We start from the raw sequence: 16,038 nt of genomic DNA on the forward strand, positions 1-16,038 counted from the left end.
TGTAGCAACTGGCTCAGCGCGCCGCTTCAACGAAACCCGAAGTCAGCAATTTACACCGGTGCTCAGAACTCTTGTCTCATTTGCGTAACCAATTCGAATTGCGACCACTTAGATCACAAATTTCCTCCGAAATTTCTGAATAGCTGGCCCAACAATTGGCGCAGACAGCCTCGTCGTTTCCCTCCTAAGTATCGTGAGGACCCGGCTCGAGCATCTCGTCATCGTCGAAATTGGGCTCAGACTCTGGCTCCTCCTCCTCTTCCTCCTCCTCAAACACAGCATCGGCAACTTCGTCGGGAGCGTCTTGCCAGGGGTCGTCAAAATCTTGCGACCCATGCTCCACTTCGGTAACGGAAGGCTCGACCGTCTCACGCCTTTCTGAGTCAAACGCAGGCTCAGAACCCCCCGGCAGAACCGATGATGCGTCGGCTGGCTCGACTTCCGCGAATTGGGTGTACGTCGCGAGCAGCTCGTCGACGACCGAGATCGGATCCAGCGGACGGACTGTATCAGAAAGCAAGCGGCCATAGTTTTTCTTGATCAGCCTAAGAGCATATTCGCTTGCACAAGTATTGATGGCGGTCACGCCCAAGACGACGCCTGCCACAATAATTTCGTCTGTCGATTGGGCGTCCCCTTCAACGATAACAGCCGGCCAATCCAAAGTTCGCGCCAGTTTGACAATCAACTGGGCTCGCGCGGTCCCCGCCACTCCCTCGAAACTTAATATCTCACCGTCGAAAACCACTGAGCCGGCGCGGGTCGTCAACACGATCTCGGGTTTGCTTCCGTTCGACCCTCGTACCTCGACGCCGTTCTCCTCAGCCAACGGGATGACAGTATTGATATAAGCTTGCCGCACTTCATCACTTGGCGGATGGCGGCGGCTGACGGCATTTCTAACCGAAACCGAATGGAGGTTCTCACTGGTCTCTGCGTCCCGGCGCCGGACGACTTTAGCCGCCTTGTTTGCCTGGCGGGCATCCTTCAATTTTTCGATCCCCGGGACGTAAACGCCTCTGTCGTACATGCGCCAGAATTTGGCGGGGATCCGGTCCTCAGGCTGAGGAAGCCCCCTCTGCTCATTCCTGCGGGGATCAACATAAGCTGCGACACCGAGCAGTGCGCAGGCCAGCGTTAGGCGCCCTGCTATAAGTGCCCGCGCATATCGCGCCTTATCGCGCAGGAACTGTCGGTCCCATTCTGGACGCTTCTTGCCGAAGCCGTCAGATTCGAGGATTCGCTGAGCCAACCAAGCGTGACAATGGGGATTGTAGTCCTCGTCCGAAGCGACCGGGTACTCGATGTCCAGCTGAACGGCCATTCCCTGTGCCGCAAATTCGGCCAGCACAAATGCCGCGACAGGCCGCAAAAGTTCTCGGGGGACTTCCCTGGGAAGCGCGAAATCTATCGTCCTGCCGCCCTGTGCGTCGACGCGTACCTCTCTGAACGCCGCCGCCATGAAGAAATTGGCCATGTCGGCGAACTCCGCGGAGGCGCCGTGAGGCAACAATATTAATCCACCGTCGTGGTCGCCCCGATATTTCCCGTAGTCGGCGTGCCTTTTTCCGTCGTTGAAATAGCCGTTTGTTTGATAGGAGAGGCGCCCCAGCGCCGTATAGCCCTTGCTTTGTTGCACAATCCCAAGTTTTATATGACAAAAACCACTATCCAAGACTGTCGTCCTCCGCGCCCGACACATAAGGGACCTCTCCCGAGACGCGATTCAACGCGAGCTCTCGGCAAGACGCCAGCAGACGTGAGCGACTGTCCCGCATTCGGCCGCAGATAAGCAAGATAATGGTGTTTAGATACCAATTTCAAGCGCGCGCGCGACGGCCGGGAACAGACTCGGCACCTTTCACAACTCGGCGATCGGCTCGCTAGAAGGTATTGATTCCCGGTCGAGTTCGGCGGGCACCTTGGCGTGTCGGCGGGCGTCTCGCACCGGGCGTCCGGTCACTGCTGGTCACTCATATCGGGTCAGCAAATTGCCCCAGACAGATATCTTCGGGATTTGCTGCTATTTAGAAATTGGCCTGATGGACGGTGCGAAACTCTGAGCATTTGGTCGCGCTGCGCCTTGCCGTCGCCAGGGATTCCCCAACGACGCATTTCAAATTGATCCTTTAGCTAGAGAAAGTTCGCGCTGAGGTCAGCACTTGCAACGAGTACTTCCGTCCCGCCATCACCCACTTCTCCAATGCCGCTGCCGACATGCGAAGCGCCTTTGGCGGGTTCGCCGCTCGATAAGTCGGTGCAGCTCCAAAGGATAGAAGTGGCAGCTCTTATCAACCCCTCGCGGATCGCAGGCCAAACACCACATCTCGCGGTAGGCGCTCGCCCGATCGGTCTAATCTCCGGTCAGGCACGGCATCGGCGCCGCCTCGCTTGCCAGTCGGCGCGCAGTTTCGTTGGCGGCAGTCTGCCGTGCATCGACGGAAGCGACGCGGCAGGATGTCCGCGGCGTAACCTTGAAGACCGCGAGCTCCTGAACGTCGCCCTCGGAGCCGTCCGCCCGCGACGCCGCACGCCATATCCGAAGCACGGCGGCCGCGGGCCTGTCGTCGACGATACGCCAATCGATGGCGTCTCCGAACACGCGTCCGCGTCCCGGAAAGACGTAGGCGGCGGCTCCTTTCTTCCGGTCCGGCGACCGGATCGAAAAGGCCGCCAGATTGCCTTCGTCGCTGAATTCCCCGGTGTAGCCCGACGGGCCCGGGCATGACCAGACGCCTTCGTGTTCGCGCGAGTGGTCGACGCATTTCGGTCCGTGTGTGTACGTGTACACGCTGTGCTCGGCCGCGATGGCGCTGCCCGCGCGGAGGAGACAAACCGCGGCGAAGACGGCGCACCTCATATGCGTGCGATTTCGGCGATCGGCATGGGCGGGGGCATGGCGCCGCTTGTCCCATGGATGCCGTTCGCTCCGTAGAAGAATCTCCTGCGGTCGTGGCGGGCGGAAAGCATCAGGAGGTGGATGCCCGGCAACAGGAGCAGCAGGCCGATACCGATCACCGGCAGGGTCAATATTCCCAAGCCGACTTTGACCCACCCGGTCCGTTGCCGAAGGTCCAGGCGGTCTAGAACGGCGACGCGATCTGTCCTGATTCCGAAGAGTTGACGGCGTAAGGGACCCGACGCCCTGAACAACCGGTCCACGTAGAACGAGCCCGAGCAGCCCACCCCGAAGACGGCCGCGACGTCGTTGCAGAGGGCCACCTTCTCGATCATTGTGCGACCGCCCTCCAAATCGGAGATCTCGATATACGCGTACACGGCGACGTCGTTGTCGAAGAGGCTCTGACCGAGAGCGGTCACAGTTCCCTCCAATTCGAACAGGTTCATCGTTTTCCTCCAGGTTGCCTTAGTTTGGGGAAAGTAGGCTCAGATTCGTAAGTATTGGACTTATCCAATAGACCGAATTCGACCGGCTGGCAGACGGTGCCGCCGTGGCCAAGGCATCGAAAACATCCGGGAGACGGTTTCCGATCCGCAATTCCGCGGCGCTGAAGGCGCTCGCCGCCAATGTCCGGAAGCTCCGCACGGCCAGAGGGTGGAGTCAGGACGAACTGGCAGCGGAGGTTGACCTCACGCAGGACGCGATAAGCCTGATCGAGAACGGCCGCGCGAACCCGACCATCCTCACGGTCGAGCAGATCGCCGAAGCTTGCGGGATACCGTTTCTGGACCTGTTCGAGGCGCCGGCGCGGTCGCCCCGTTCGAAGGGATAGAAGGTCCGACGCGTGGGATCTACATCCGGCTTGTCGGCAGGAAAGCTATCACACCTTTTCGACTTCAGTGCTTTGATCACCGCTTGCTCGACCCATTGCCAGGCTTTCTGATGGCTGGCGGCGGCGGCGTCCTTCACTGCCTCGATGAGGTCAGGCTTCATGTAGAACAGCGCGGCTCGGCGACCGTCTCTTCCCGCTTCGTCTTTTCTTCGACGCCTTCGCCATCCACGTCTGCCCGCTTCGTGGTGCCGCGACAACTGCGTGCCGGTGACGTTCCCCTTCCGCCTTCCGTTCCGGACCGGCGGGCGCGAGCGCGTGGTGTCGACGGAGGAGCGCGACATCGTCCGGCGCTGGGCCGGCGGCAAGGAGAGCTACGATCCCGCGACCGGCGCGTGGGCGCCGGCGCGGATCTCCAAGTTCGAGCGCCACCGCCGCCGCATGGTCGACCGCGCGATGGAGATCGGCTTGCCGACTGGGACCCGGCCGGCCGCCTGGAAGGCCTGGCCTGGCGGCCACACGCCAGATTCGGCTACATCGACCTTGCGACCAGGACGCTGCACCGCCTCCCGCCGGGCGCCTCGATGAATGTATGGCACCCTTGTGCAGTATGGCGGAAGATCCGCGGGCTGATCTCGCAATCGAGCATCAGCCGGCTTGGCCAGCGGCCAAAGTGAGGTGTTCGCCGTCTCGCGGGACCAGAAGTTGCCGCGACGTGACACCCTGCTTACGCGCATATTTTAACAAGTCATCCCGGGATACCGTTGCATGATCCAGCGAGTCCATGTGTGTTGCGATCACCGCCGCGCTGGGCGCAAGCCTGCAGATCGCAACGGCTTCGGCGGCGTCCATTGTGATGAGATCGCCGTCCCAACGCGCTCCGCACGGATGGATGACGATGATATCCGGCCGGCTTTCCACGATGGTGGCCTCGACCGCAGGATAAAGAACGGTATCGCCGGCCCAGTAGAGCGACGGCTCGTCCTTCGCCGTGATCACAAACCCCATCACAGATCCCATCTTCTGCACGACCGACCCAAGGCCATGGCTGCCCTCGCGCCGCTGAAAGCGTATGCCCTGCCAGACCAAGACGTCGGTTAGAGGCGTGACATTGCTGAAGCCATAGGAGCGGATCTTGTCCTCATCGCCCGGCTGACAAATCAGCGGCAGATGTTTCGGTACCAGATCCTGCGCGACGGGATCGAAATGGTCGGCGTGCAGGTGCGACACGACGACCAACTCGACGCCCTCGAGTATCTTCTCCGGGCTCACCGGCAGATCGACCAACGGATTGGGCGCGCGCCCGGTGAAGGACGGCCGTGAGCCCTTTGCCGCGAAGAACGGATCAATCAGCACCGATCTGCCCAAAATATCCAGCTTCAAAGTCGCGTTGCGCAGCAGACTGAATTTCATCTTTATGGTCCTTCAATAGAGATTGTTGCGCGCGTCGGCGTCGATCCGAGAGTCAATGTCGGCGGCGGTCACGCCAGGCGGCTTTGTCTGGTCCGCCAGCATCCGGCCAAGAGTCGGAAGCTCCGAACGGTCGAGGCGATAATCGTCGCCCCACAGGCACGCGCGCTTGAGCGCCTTGCTGCAATGAAGAAATGCCTCCGCCACGGTGACGACGATGGCGAGCTTCGGCACCTTGTCGCGCACCGCCATCGATTCCAGCAGCGACTGGGATCGTGTCAAAGCCGCGGTGCCGTTGACGCGGAGCAGCTCGTCAATGCCTGGAATCATGAACAGCAGGCCGACCGAAGATTCGGTGAGAAGATTTTCGACCGTGTCGAGCCGGTTGTTGCCGGGCCGATCCGGAATGGCCAGATGCCGTTGATCGAAGATCCGGACGAAACCGGGCGCGTCGCCGCGCGGGCTTACATCGTGACCGCGTTCGGGGTGGGATGAACCGATGATCACGAGCGGCGATTTCGCGATGAAGCGGCAACAATGGGCGTCGAGCCGATCGAGTTGCTTGGCGCTAACCAGCGCCGAAGGCTGCGCATATGGCGGCCGCAGCTCATCGGCTCCGGTGAGATAGATCAGCTCTTCAAGCATTGGATCAATGGCTCCCTGAACCGCTGGAAGACTGGGGGATGCCCGTCACGTTGACCAGTGGCACGAATGCCGGCTATCGTAGATATTATGCCAAACAGAACGCCTCCTTCAGGCAAGCGCGATACATCCCCGCGCAAGCAGACCGTTGCGGTGCTGGCCTATGACGGAGTCAATGCCTTCGAGCTCGGTCTGGCGATCGAGGTCTTTGGCATGGCGCCCGACCGTTACCGCGTCGTGATCTGCTCGGAGCGGCCGGAGCAGAAGCTCAATTCCAACAACGGCCTCAAAGTCGTCGTCGACGAAGGGCTTCGCGCATTGTCCCGCGCCGACACGATCATCGTGCCGGGCTCGCTTGAGATCATGGCCTCCCCGCCCGAGGTCCTGCTCGAAGCACTCAGGCGCGCGCACCAGCGCGGTGCGCGGGTGGCCTCGATCTGCGCCGGCGCCTTCATTCTCGCCGCGGCCGGACTCCTCGACGGCCGGCGCGCCACCGCGCATTGGGCGCATACGGAAACCCTCGCGCGGCGATATCCGCGCGTCCAGGTCGATGCCAACGTGCTCTATGTCGAGGACGGCAAGGTCATGAGTTCGGCCGGCCGCGCCGCGGGGCTCGATCTGTGTCTCCACATCGTGCGCCGCGACCACGGCGCTGAGTTTGCCAATCGAGTCGCACAGCGGCTCGTGATTGCGCCGCACCGCGACGGCGGACAGGCGCAATTCATTCCCCAGCCCGTTCGAAAGGCCGAAGGAGACACCCTCAGCTCGACCTTTACCTGGGCCCAAGGCCATCTCGACCGCAACCTGACCATCGCAAGCCTGGCGTCACGGGCCAAGATGAGCCGCCGCACCTTCATCCGCCGGTTCGAGGACGCCACCGGCCTATCGCCGGGCGAATGGGTCGTGCAGGCGCGCGTAGCGAAGGCCCGCGAACTGCTGGAGGGAACACGACTCCCGATCGAGACCGTCGCATCCGAGACCGGATTCGGCTCGGCAGACGCGATGAGGCATCATTTCAGAGCGCGTCTCGGCACAAGCCCCGCACTCTATAGGGCGGCTTTTCGCGAACCCGTGCATGGAGATCTCGCCGGCGACAAGTAATGAAGGGCAAAAGGCGCTAGATCCACCCGGCGCAATTTCGCCGGATCTCGTCAAGTCGCTCCGACCTCGTTCCGACGTCTTCGTCTGTCAGACCGAGGTCCTGCCGTAGCCAGTCGGGGTAGCTGCCGACCCTTTCGGGCCGTCCGAGGAGCGAAAAACATTGCCATCTCTTCTTCACAACACCGAACCACCAGCGAAGTCCCATCGATCGATCTTCCACCAAGAGCCGTGGGCCCGTGGCGCCAACACTGGACTGCTTTGCGCTCAACTGACAAAATGGATTTGACCGGTTTCGCATGAGTCATTTCGATGGCAACGTCCCGAAAGCTTCCCTCACTGGCTGCAATCCGCGCGTTCGAGGTCGCGGCGCGACAGGGGAGCTTTACGCGCGCCGCGGAGGAATTGGGCACCACGCAGTCTTCGATCAGTCATCACGTCAAGGTTCTTGAAGACCAGATCGGCCACGCCCTGTTCGTGCGACGAAATCGCTTCGTGGAGCTCACGCCTGTCGGGATCGAGCTCGCCCCGGTCCTCCACCGCATGTTCGATTCGATGGCGGAAGCTTTCGCGCATTTGGACGCGAAACGCCGCGCGGTTCTCTCGGTCACGGCGCTGACGAGCCTTGCTCCGGGATGGATTTTGCCGAAACTGGACGGCTTTCGCCGCAGGCACCCGGACATCGAGGTGAGGTTCGAAACGTCACGAGAGATCGTTGATCTCGAACGGCACGGTTTCGATGTCGGTTTGCGCAGTGGTGGCGGTGTCTGGCCCGGGCTGCGCATTCACAAGCTACTGCCATTTGCGCTGACGCCTCTGTGCAGCCCGACCTTCGTCAAGCAGTTCGGTCCCCTGAAGTCGCCCCACGATCTGCTTCGGGTACCGCTGATTCAGAAGTCCGACCCTTATTGGCCCTCGTGGTTCGCGAGGAGCGGCCTGCCAACGGTCGATCTTCCCGCCAAGGCGGAGCTCAGTCTCGATTGCCGAAATCTATGTGCCGAGGCCGCGTTACGAGGACATGGCGTCGCCCTGCTCTCCCCGGCCCTTTACGCGCACGAGATACAGGAGGGGCGGCTCGTCCAGCCTTTCCCGATCATCACTGATATGACCCCGCGCGCATACTGGCTTGTCTACCCGGCCAATCGAAGCCGTTTTCCAGCAGTGCAGGCTTTTCGCCGATGGATGGCCAAGCCCGCGGAAGCTCAGCTGGACGTTTGAATATTGCTCGGCGACGGTTCGACCCAAGTCTGATTCCGCCGCATCTCCAATATCAAAGAACTAATATCCGTTATAATGGTCGATCCAGCCTTCAGGTTCGACAGCGCATCCATTTTCTTGGATGAAAGCGAACGAGACAAACATTTTCCGATTCACTTGCATCGCAGTTCATTTTATCTCCTTTGGCAGAGCAAATGAGTGCTTCCTACTTGCCCCCCGGAGAACGACAATGAACACCGCGATGCAGATGATGCCCATGCCGATGATGATGGGCGGCATGATGAACCCCGCCATGGCCGGCAACATGATGCCGATGATGAACATGATGGGCATGCCAATGATGATGGCTTGCCAGATGAAGTACACCATGACCCCAACCGGCATGACCTGCGAGATGACGCCGGTGGATCCGTCCATGAAGGACATGTTCATGAAGTGCTGCGAAAGCATGACCAACATGATGCAGATGGGCATGCCCATGATGATGTGCTGCGGCGGCATGATGATGATGTGCATGCCGATGAAGGCGGCCTAAGGCGCGATCCTCGTAGCAACGAACGGCGCTTCGGGCTGGCTTCGCCGGCCCGATTGCGTTAGGCGACGTCCTCGGCGTAGGTCATGACCAAGTAAAGAGTCGCCTCGCTGGCCACCAAATTCTTGTAAACGTGAGGCACGTCGGCCTCGAACAGAATGGCATCGCCTTCCATCAGGGTCTGAGGCTTTTCGAGGCCGACGGCGATCTCGACCGCCCCCTTTGCAACGAACAGGTTTTCACGGGTACCTGCCGCATGCGGCTCGGCCGTCTCGCGATGGAGAGGGCCCATCTTAAGCTCGTAGAACTCGACCGGATGATTATCATCGAATGGAAACAGTGCCCGCGACGTGAACTGCCCCTGACTCGAGGAGAGCAGCTTGGCATCGCCGCGCCGCAAGACCACTGGTCCTCGCGCGGCCTCCGTCTGCAAGAGATTGGCGAAGGGAACGTGAAGCGCGTTTGCGACCTTCCACAGCAATGCAATTGTCGGGACGCTCTTTCCAGTCTCGATCTGGCCCAGCATGGCGCGGCTGACGCCTGATTGCTTCGCAAGCCGCTCGAGGGAATGGCCGCGGCTCGTTCGCAGGCGCCGCAGGTTGCGCCCGAGCACGGCCGGCAAATCCAGATCAGCAGGCGATGGCAGCTTCATATCCGAGGATGGAGCGACGCTGCCGTCGCTCATGAAGCATCCCACTGCGCGGCCGACACCGCCGGGACGGGCACCGGGACCCAGACCCAGGTCGGCCAGAACCAGAACAGCGGCATGGTCCCACCGCCAAAAGACGGGGTGCTGGCAGCGCTCTCCTGCGGCCTGGTAACCGTCTCAGCCGCCTGCTGGCGCCGCATCAGCCGATAGGCATCGAGATCAATGATCCGCGCCGAATTTGTACTCTCGGTCACCTGTTCGATCCGCTCTCTATTGTCATATCCAACATCGTAATTCAGTCGTGATCACCGACAAGCTCTCGCCGAACAAAACAACACGTGCGCTGCAAAGCCCGGCCTCGTAGCAAAGATTTCTCGCCTGGGCCTCGCGCAGAGCGGCATGCTTCTGCGCTTATTTTGGAGCCGCTTGCTATCGGCACCTTTACCGGCTTTCGAGATGGCCGGCGAGCCCAGCCAAATGGGCGGAGCCGCCCTCCCGTCACGCTTCGACATCGACCACCACGCGATTGGCGAGCTTTGCCGGATCCGTGTTGGGCTTGATGATCGTCGCACGTTTCAGATCGGACGTGATCTTCACGACCTCCTTCCGCAGCTCCGCGCCCGACGGATGATGGCCGTGGGTATGGCTGCGGAGCATCGCCGCGAGGTCCGCGACCGCGACCTTGGGCGTATAGGGCGCGAATATTTCGGCAGCGTCGTCGGGATTTTCGGCGACGTGATGAGCCGCCTCGCGAACTGCGTATGTCAGGGATTTCACGGCAGCCGGATCCGATGCCCAGAGAGAGCTCCGCACGCCCAGCGTGCAGCATGACAGATTGGCATAATCGCCACTGAGGTTCGATGCGATCTCGACCAGGTCGCCATTGGCCCGCTTCTCTGTCAGCCACGCGTTCGGATCGGAATCCGCGATCGCCTGGATCTCCCCGCGTTGCAGGGCGATCAACTGGAGATCGGCCGGAAATTCGCGCCATTGAACGTCAGTCTGCGGGTCCAGCCCGTTGTCCGACAGCAGAATGGCGAAGAAGTTGCGTGGCGGCCCTGAAATGCTGGATACGCCGATGGTCTTGCCCTTGAGGTGCGTGATGTCCTTGAAACCGGACTCCTTCCGCACGAACAAGCGCGTGCAGCCACCATGCAGGCCCGTCGTCAGCTTGACGTCGATGCCCTGCTCCAAAGGCTTCAGCCAGTTGAGCAGCATGCTCGATCCGGCATCTGCCTTGTCGGTTGCGAGTGCCTGGAGCATCTGATCCGTATTGCCCGCCAGTTGCAGGAATTCCACGTCCAGATTGTGACGCGCGAAGAAGCCCCTGTGCAATGCGACCGGCACTGCCGCCGTGCAGATGCCAGTGCCGTTATAGGCAAAACGAATATGACGCGGCGGCCCTTTCGGCGTCTCCTCCGAGCCCGCAACCTTGCAGATCGGCGCGCCGCTCAGGGGATCGGCGACCGGGCCGAGACCAAACGCCGGAAAGGCACGCGCGGCCTGCATCAGGCCGAATGGCGCCGTCACACCGGCGAGACCCGCCAACCCGAGCACCCCACGCCGGGACCAAGGACCGCGTTGACCTGATGACATAGCTATCTCCTGAATTTTCTTCCTAATCGCGAGACGGCGACGATCACGTCAGATGCTAGAGACGGCCGGAGGTTGGGTCGATTGCAAAGATCTGCACTGAGTTAGTGCGTTCATGTTGCAACACACGAGACAGTAGAAATGGCTGTGCTGAAAGAGGGCGTACGACGCGCATCGCTGTGAAACGCTATGCCTTGCGCCAGGGGGTGAGTCTCTGTTCGAGCCATGTCGCGCCACGATCGATGACGAAGCCTACCGTGCCGACGACCAGGATGCCGAGCATGACCAGATCCATATCGAAGCGCTCGCGTCCCGCGATGATGAGCCCTCCGATGCCGGGACCAGCCGCCATAAAATATTCGGCGCCGATCGTGGCGAGCCACGCGTAGATGAGCGCGAGGTGAAGTCCTGTCAGGAGCGAGGGCAACGCGGCCGGAAAATAGACGTAAACGATGAACTGAAGGCGGTTGAAGCGAAAGACCTCACCAACCTCGACCAGCTTTTCCGAGGTCGCATGCACGCCCTCGACGAGATTGAGAATGACCGGTATTGACGCCGCCAATGCAATGAACACGACCTTGGCCGTCTCATCGAACCCAAACCACAGCGAGATCAGTGGAATCCAGGCCAGCAGGGCAATCTGCTTCAGCCCGTTGAACCAAGTCGTGAAGATACGATCGGCGATGCGGGACAGGCCAAGCAGCAACCCAACCAGGATGCCGATGCTCGAGCCGAGAGCAAATCCCAGCAGATCGCGGCGCAGGCTGGCAGCGAGTGCCTGGGTGAGCTCGCCGCTGCGCAACTCTTCCCAGAAGCTGGCTCCGACGTGCTCGAGCGGCGGCAGAAACTGCCGGTTCACGAGGCCGGAATGGCTCGCGAATTCCCAGAGCACGAGCAAGCCGAGCGGAAGAACCAGCCCGCGACCGACGGTCCTGAGCGCAGCGCTATCTGACACGATCGATCCGCCAGCGTTGTAGCCGGGCTTCGACCACCGCCAACGCCTTGTCGCTGACAAAGCCGATGACGCCGATGACGATCATCGCGACCAACACGGTGTCGAGCCAGAACATCTGGCGTCCCCAGACCAGGAGGTAGCCCAGCCCCTCCGACGAGGCCAACAATTCGACGCTGACCAGCGCGATCCAGGCGTGGGTCAGGCCGTAGCGCAGGCCGGTGAAGATCGGCGGCACCGCTCCCGGAAGCACGACATGGCGCAACATCTGCAACGGCGTGAAGCGAAAGGTCTCGCCGACCTCGACGAACGCCTTCGGCACGTTCGCGATGCCGGCGCTGGTGTTCATGACGACGGGCACGAACGCTGCCTTGGCGATCACCACGATCTTGAGCGTTTCGCCGATACCGAGCAGCAACATCGCCAGCGGGATCCAGGCAAGCGCCGGAACCTGCGCGATCGCAGTGAACAGCGGCCTCACATACTCGTCCACGCGGCGCGACAAGCCCATGGCGGACCCGATCACCAAGCCTGCTCCCGCGCCGACCACGAAACCATAGGCGACCCGCCGAAGGCTGTAGCCGGCATGCTGGGCGAGCTCACCGCTTGCGATCATATCCCGCAGCGCATGCAGGACATCGCCGGGCCGCGGCAGGATCTGTTCCGCCAGCCAGCCCCGATCGGTACCGATGATCCAGAGCGGGAGAGCCACCGCCGGCAAAACCAGCAGCCAACCGAAAGCCGCCAGACGCCGTAACACGGCTTGCCCCGCACGACTGGCGACGATACGGCGAATAGAAACCTGCCATGAGGCGCGTGATACAGCTGAGGTCCGAATTGCAGCGTCGGTCATGCGTCTGCTCCGCTCGGAAGCTCTTGCGCGACCAAGCCGCCATCGCCTTCGCCGAGTGTCTTCAAGATTTCGTTGCGGGTACGGACAAGGTCGCCACTGCTGCGGGATCTTGGCCGCGGGACCGTCACGTCGAAGATCCGTGCAACCCGGCCCGGTCGAGGCGCGAGCACGATGATGCGATCGCCGAGCAGCACGGCCTCGTCGACGTCATGGGTCACGAGGATCATGCTGATCTTCTCATGCGCCCAGATGCGCTGAAGCTCGATCTGGAGCCGCGCGCGCGTCAATGCATCGAGCGCGCCGAAGGGCTCGTCGAGCAGCAGCAGCCGGGGACGGTTGACGAGACCGCGGGCGATGGCCGCCCGTTGCGCCATGCCGCCGGAAAGCTGATGTGGATAGGCCTCCGCAAATCCGTCCAGACCAACCAGCGAGATATGCGCAGCAATGGAGTCCTTTTTGGCGCGCTCACTGAGCGGCGCATTCTTGAGGCCAAGCGCGATGTTCTGGGTGACCGTTGCCCATGGGAATAGCCGTGGCTCCTGAAAGACGATACCTCGATCGAGGCTGGTTCCCGCAACCGGCTCGCCATCTTGGCTGATGCTGCCCCGAAAGTCGCGGTCGAGACCGGCGACCAGCCGCAGCAGGGTCGATTTTCCGCATCCGCTCGGACCGAGCAAGACCACGAACTCGCCCGCTGCGACATCGAGCGACACGTCTTTGAGCGCCTCGACCGTCGCACCATTGACGACGAACGATTTCGACACACCACGAATATCCAGACGAGCGCCACTCCGATCGGCGTTCGCAGACGGAGCAGGCCCGACCTGCAACAACGCCGTCATCGTCCCGCCGTCAGCGGCTTCCCGCTCGCATCATATTCCTGCCAGTACCCGGCGAGCCCCTGCTCCTTGAGCGCCGTATTCAAAAAAGACCGGTCGAACCATCCCTCGATGTCGACGTCTCGACGCAGGAGGCCAAACTCCTTCGCTTGCTTAGCCTGTACACGATAGCTCTCGATGATCGAGGCGTCGATGATCGGGGTGTTACGATATTTCAGCTCCTGACCTGAGAAGTCGAAGCGATAGCCGGAAACCGGGAAGCCGGTCCGCGCCGAGAACTCGAAGAAGGTTTCCCGATTGGCTTCGTCCGACGTCCATCGCGCGGCTTTCACGATCGCAGAGACGATCTTCTGCGTAACATCGGGATGCGCTTTGATGAAGGCCTCCTGCCCGATCAGCGTGGAGTGGCGCTCATAGGCCGGGTTATCGCCCTTGGTCGTATAGATGATCTCGACGATGTTCTTCTCGGCGAGGCCCGCCAGCGGGAAATTGCCGAAGGCCGCGTCGATATCCTTGGAGGTCAACGCGGCATTGGTCGTCGCGGTGTCCATGTTGATCACTTGAACGTCCCGCTCCTGAAGGCCGTTGCCGGCGAGCACCTTCACGGCGGCAAGGTGATTGTTGGTGCCACGGAAGATCGAGACCTTCTTGCCGCGCAGATCCGCGACCTTGCGGACCGTGGATCCCACGGGCACCGCGAGATAGATCGGCGCATGCGCGCCCGAGGCCAGCAGGATCTTCGTCTTCAGGCCATTCGCCCGGCCGATGATCTCGGGCAGATCGCCCTGGATCGCAAAATCGAGCTGGTTGTTGGCGAACGCTTCATTGACCGCCGGCCCCGCCCCCTTGAAGAAAAACCATTCGATCTTCACATCCGGCCGGTCGCTGAGCTCCCGATCGAGATAGTGCTCGGAGTGCGCGACCCCGGCCGATGAGCCGCCGGAGAACTGACGATTGTCCGAGCCAACCGACGCAAATCCGATCCTGACCGTGATCGTATCGGCAGCCCAGCCCGGCGATGCCGCGGCGATCAGGAGGCCTGCTCCCGCAAGCAAATGGCGGAATAGCGCGCGTCTTCCGATCATGATCTGATTTCCCTCGTGCATTTCGAATTATTCGGCCGCAACGGCCGCGGTACGACGCGCTGGCTGCGGGCGGCGCAAGCCGAGATGGTCGCGCAAGGTCGTTCCCTCGTATTCCTCGCGGAACAGGCCGCGGCGGCGCAGCTCGGGGACCACCAGCCGGATGAATTCGGTTAGACCGCCCGGCAGCGTCGGCGCCATGATGTTGAAGCCGTCGGCACCATAGTTCTGGAACCGGTCCTCGAGCTGGTCCGCGATCTGCACGGGCGTTCCCACCAGTTGCCAGTGGCCTCGCGCTCCGGCGATCCGGAGGTAGAGGTCGCGGACCGTCAGTCCTTCCCGCCGGGCCAGCTCCAGTAGAAGCGCTTGCCTGCTCTTGCCGCCCTCGGTCTCCTTGAGTGCCGGTATGGGCCCGTTCGGATCGGCATGAACGATCTCGGGCGCTCCAAGAAAGCCCGCGAGCAAATCGAGGCCGACCTGAGGAAGGATCAGCGACTGCAATTCGTCGAACTTCTCCCTCGCCTCGCTTTCAGTCTCCGCAACCACGGGGAAGATGCCAGGCAGGATTTTCAGTTCGTTCGCGTCGCGGCCGTATCTGGATAGCCGGTCCTTGACGTCGGAATAGAACGAGACGGCGTCTTCGAGCGTCTGCTGCGCGGTGAAGATAGCTTCCGCCGTTCGCGCCGCGAGCTCCTTGCCGGGGCCGCTAGACCCCGCCTGCACCAGTACCGGCCGCCCCTGCGGCGACGGCGGAATGTTCAGGGGACCGCGGACCTTGAAGTGGCGCCCCTGATGGTTGAGGAGGTGCAGCTTGTCGGGATCGAAATAGCGGCCGCTTGCGCGGTCGCGCTCAAAGGCATCGTGATCCCAGCTGTCCCACAGGCCGAGAACCACGTCGGCAAACTCTTCCGCCCGGGCGTAGCGCTCGGCGTGAGCGACGAGACCGTCATGATTGAAGTTCAACGCGCCCGACGCTTCGGTCGAGGTGACAAGATTCCAACCGGATCGACCGCCGCTCAAACGATCGAGCGAGCCGAACTGCCGCGCCACGTTGAAAGGCTCGCTGTAACTTGTCGAAACCGTGGCGACCAAGCCGATCCGGGACGTCACCGCCGCGAGCGCCGACAACAACGTGAGCGGCTCGAACGGATAGACCCCGCTGTGGGCCTTGTGGCTGGACGCCTCGATCCGATCGACGCGCACGCCTACCATGTCCGCCAGGAAGATAGCGTCGAACTTGGCCTCCTCCGCGATCCGGGCGAATTGCACGAAATCCGCCAGAGACTGACTGTCGGATGCCTGCGGCGAGCGCCACGCGGCGACGTGGTGGCCAGTGAAAAGCAGAAAGGCGCCGAGAGACAATTTCTCCTTGCGACGCGACATGCAGTGGTCCTCTGATGATCAAATATTGAGAAGCGATCGTGAGCCGATATGACGAT

Annotated in this window: 18 protein-coding genes; 5 read left to right on the forward strand and 13 right to left on the reverse strand. The window is 61.7% G+C overall.

The window, feature by feature from the left end; genetic code table 11:
* Nucleotides 1-184 precede the first annotated feature (184 nt).
* The 3 genes from QCM77_RS09035 to QCM77_RS09045 form a co-directional block, all read right to left on the reverse strand.
* On the reverse strand, nt 185-1,675 hold the full coding sequence (locus QCM77_RS09035) for a MobA/MobL family protein (RefSeq protein ID WP_279682912.1): 1,491 nt from the start codon (nt 1,673-1,675) through the stop codon (nt 185-187).
* Nucleotides 1,676-2,353: 678 nt separating this feature from the next.
* Nucleotides 2,354-2,791: a hypothetical protein gene (locus tag QCM77_RS09040; protein WP_279682913.1), complete on the reverse strand. Its 438-nt coding sequence runs from the start codon at nt 2,789-2,791 to the stop codon at nt 2,354-2,356.
* Between the two features lie 65 nt (nt 2,792-2,856).
* A complete protein-coding gene (locus tag QCM77_RS09045) occupies nt 2,857-3,348 on the reverse strand; it encodes a hypothetical protein (RefSeq protein ID WP_279682914.1) in 492 nt (163 codons plus the stop codon).
* 104 nt (nt 3,349-3,452) lie between these two features.
* Here QCM77_RS09045 and relB point away from each other — a divergent pair, with 104 nt between their 5' ends.
* Both relB and QCM77_RS09055 read left to right on the forward strand, forming a co-directional pair.
* A complete protein-coding gene (gene relB / locus QCM77_RS09050; protein ID WP_279682916.1) occupies nt 3,453-3,734 on the forward strand; it encodes a type II toxin-antitoxin system RelB family anti-toxin in 282 nt (93 codons plus the stop codon).
* Between the two features lie 261 nt (nt 3,735-3,995).
* Nucleotides 3,996-4,319, forward strand: coding sequence for a hypothetical protein (locus QCM77_RS09055; protein WP_279682918.1), 324 nt, complete (start codon nt 3,996-3,998; stop codon nt 4,317-4,319).
* Nucleotides 4,320-4,379: 60 nt separating this feature from the next.
* On the opposite strand, the gene QCM77_RS09060 is transcribed toward QCM77_RS09055, so the two are convergent.
* Together QCM77_RS09060 and QCM77_RS09065 are read right to left on the reverse strand one after the other, a co-directional pair.
* The gene (locus QCM77_RS09060) at nt 4,380-5,144 is read right to left on the reverse strand and encodes an MBL fold metallo-hydrolase (RefSeq protein WP_279682920.1); all 765 of its coding nucleotides are present in this window, start codon (nt 5,142-5,144) and stop codon (nt 4,380-4,382) included.
* Nucleotides 5,145-5,156: 12 nt separating this feature from the next.
* A complete protein-coding gene (locus QCM77_RS09065; protein ID WP_279682922.1) occupies nt 5,157-5,786 on the reverse strand; it encodes an MSMEG_1061 family FMN-dependent PPOX-type flavoprotein in 630 nt (209 codons plus the stop codon).
* An 87-nt stretch (nt 5,787-5,873) separates the two neighbouring features.
* Between QCM77_RS09065 and QCM77_RS09070 the strand changes: the two genes are divergently transcribed.
* The 3 genes from QCM77_RS09070 (at nt 5,874) to QCM77_RS09080 (ending at nt 8,634) form a co-directional block, all read left to right on the forward strand.
* Complete coding sequence (locus QCM77_RS09070) at nt 5,874-6,884, forward strand: DJ-1/PfpI family protein (protein ID WP_462804303.1); 1,011 nt, start codon at nt 5,874-5,876, stop codon at nt 6,882-6,884.
* Nucleotides 6,885-7,193: 309 nt separating this feature from the next.
* Entirely contained in the window at nt 7,194-8,099 is a 906-nt protein-coding gene (locus tag QCM77_RS09075) for a LysR substrate-binding domain-containing protein (RefSeq protein WP_279682925.1), read from the forward strand.
* A gap of 229 nt (nt 8,100-8,328) precedes the next feature.
* Nucleotides 8,329-8,634 carry a hypothetical protein gene (locus QCM77_RS09080; protein ID WP_279682927.1) on the forward strand — a complete coding sequence of 102 codons (306 nt, stop codon included), beginning with the start codon at nt 8,329-8,331 and terminating at the stop codon, nt 8,632-8,634.
* Between the two features lie 58 nt (nt 8,635-8,692).
* On the opposite strand, the gene QCM77_RS09085 is transcribed toward QCM77_RS09080, so the two are convergent.
* From QCM77_RS09085 to QCM77_RS09120, 8 genes are all read right to left on the reverse strand, one after another.
* Entirely contained in the window at nt 8,693-9,316 is a 624-nt protein-coding gene (locus QCM77_RS09085; RefSeq protein WP_279682928.1) for a helix-turn-helix domain-containing protein, read from the reverse strand.
* Nucleotides 9,313-9,534, reverse strand: a complete 222-nt coding sequence (locus tag QCM77_RS09090; protein WP_279682930.1) for a hypothetical protein — start codon at nt 9,532-9,534, stop codon at nt 9,313-9,315. Before QCM77_RS09090 ends, QCM77_RS09085 begins: the two co-directional genes overlap by 4 nt.
* A gap of 244 nt (nt 9,535-9,778) precedes the next feature.
* The gene (locus QCM77_RS09095) at nt 9,779-10,876 is read right to left on the reverse strand and encodes an ABC transporter substrate-binding protein (RefSeq protein WP_279682931.1); all 1,098 of its coding nucleotides are present in this window, start codon (nt 10,874-10,876) and stop codon (nt 9,779-9,781) included.
* Between the two features lie 184 nt (nt 10,877-11,060).
* On the reverse strand, nt 11,061-11,828 hold the full coding sequence (locus QCM77_RS09100) for an ABC transporter permease (RefSeq protein ID WP_279682933.1): 768 nt from the start codon (nt 11,826-11,828) through the stop codon (nt 11,061-11,063).
* On the reverse strand, nt 11,818-12,678 hold the full coding sequence (locus QCM77_RS09105) for an ABC transporter permease (protein ID WP_462804304.1): 861 nt from the start codon (nt 12,676-12,678) through the stop codon (nt 11,818-11,820). The genes QCM77_RS09100 and QCM77_RS09105 overlap by 11 nt, the downstream gene beginning before the upstream one ends.
* Nucleotides 12,675-13,520, reverse strand: a complete 846-nt coding sequence (locus QCM77_RS09110) for an ABC transporter ATP-binding protein (protein ID WP_462804305.1) — start codon at nt 13,518-13,520, stop codon at nt 12,675-12,677. The genes QCM77_RS09105 and QCM77_RS09110 overlap by 4 nt, the downstream gene beginning before the upstream one ends.
* Nucleotides 13,517-14,602 (reverse strand): ABC transporter substrate-binding protein, encoded by a 1,086-nt coding sequence (locus QCM77_RS09115; RefSeq protein ID WP_279682938.1) that lies wholly within the window; start codon nt 14,600-14,602, stop codon nt 13,517-13,519. Before QCM77_RS09115 ends, QCM77_RS09110 begins: the two co-directional genes overlap by 4 nt.
* Nucleotides 14,603-14,629: 27 nt before the next feature.
* Nucleotides 14,630-15,982: an LLM class flavin-dependent oxidoreductase gene (locus QCM77_RS09120; RefSeq protein ID WP_279682939.1), complete on the reverse strand. Its 1,353-nt coding sequence runs from the start codon at nt 15,980-15,982 to the stop codon at nt 14,630-14,632.
* Nucleotides 15,983-16,038: the final 56 nt, after the last annotated feature.

The sequence above is a fragment of the Bradyrhizobium nivariense genome (assembly GCF_029846695.2).
Lineage (GTDB): Bacteria > Pseudomonadota > Alphaproteobacteria > Rhizobiales > Xanthobacteraceae > Bradyrhizobium.

Bases quoted from the DNA above. Each gene is read 5' to 3' on its own strand.
- QCM77_RS09045 (WP_279682914.1), bottom strand. From the start codon at position 3,348: ATGAACCTGTTCGAATTGGAGGGAACTGTGACCGCTCTCGGTCAGAGC.
- QCM77_RS09060 (WP_279682920.1), bottom strand. From the start codon at position 5,144: ATGAAATTCAGTCTGCTGCGCAACGCGACTTTGAAGCTGGATATTTTG.
- QCM77_RS09065 (WP_279682922.1), bottom strand. From the start codon at position 5,786: ATGCTTGAAGAGCTGATCTATCTCACCGGAGCCGATGAGCTGCGGCCG.
- QCM77_RS09070 (WP_462804303.1), top strand. From the start codon at position 5,874: ATGCCAAACAGAACGCCTCCTTCAGGCAAGCGCGATACATCCCCGCGC.
- QCM77_RS09075 (WP_279682925.1), top strand. From the start codon at position 7,194: ATGGCAACGTCCCGAAAGCTTCCCTCACTGGCTGCAATCCGCGCGTTC.
- QCM77_RS09080 (WP_279682927.1), top strand. From the start codon at position 8,329: ATGAACACCGCGATGCAGATGATGCCCATGCCGATGATGATGGGCGGC.
- QCM77_RS09085 (WP_279682928.1), bottom strand. From the start codon at position 9,316: ATGAGCGACGGCAGCGTCGCTCCATCCTCGGATATGAAGCTGCCATCG.
- QCM77_RS09095 (WP_279682931.1), bottom strand. From the start codon at position 10,876: ATGTCATCAGGTCAACGCGGTCCTTGGTCCCGGCGTGGGGTGCTCGGG.
- QCM77_RS09105 (WP_462804304.1), bottom strand. From the start codon at position 12,678: ATGACCGACGCTGCAATTCGGACCTCAGCTGTATCACGCGCCTCATGG.
- QCM77_RS09110 (WP_462804305.1), bottom strand. From the start codon at position 13,520: ATGACGGCGTTGTTGCAGGTCGGGCCTGCTCCGTCTGCGAACGCCGAT.
- QCM77_RS09115 (WP_279682938.1), bottom strand. From the start codon at position 14,602: ATGATCGGAAGACGCGCGCTATTCCGCCATTTGCTTGCGGGAGCAGGC.
- QCM77_RS09120 (WP_279682939.1), bottom strand. From the start codon at position 15,982: ATGTCGCGTCGCAAGGAGAAATTGTCTCTCGGCGCCTTTCTGCTTTTC.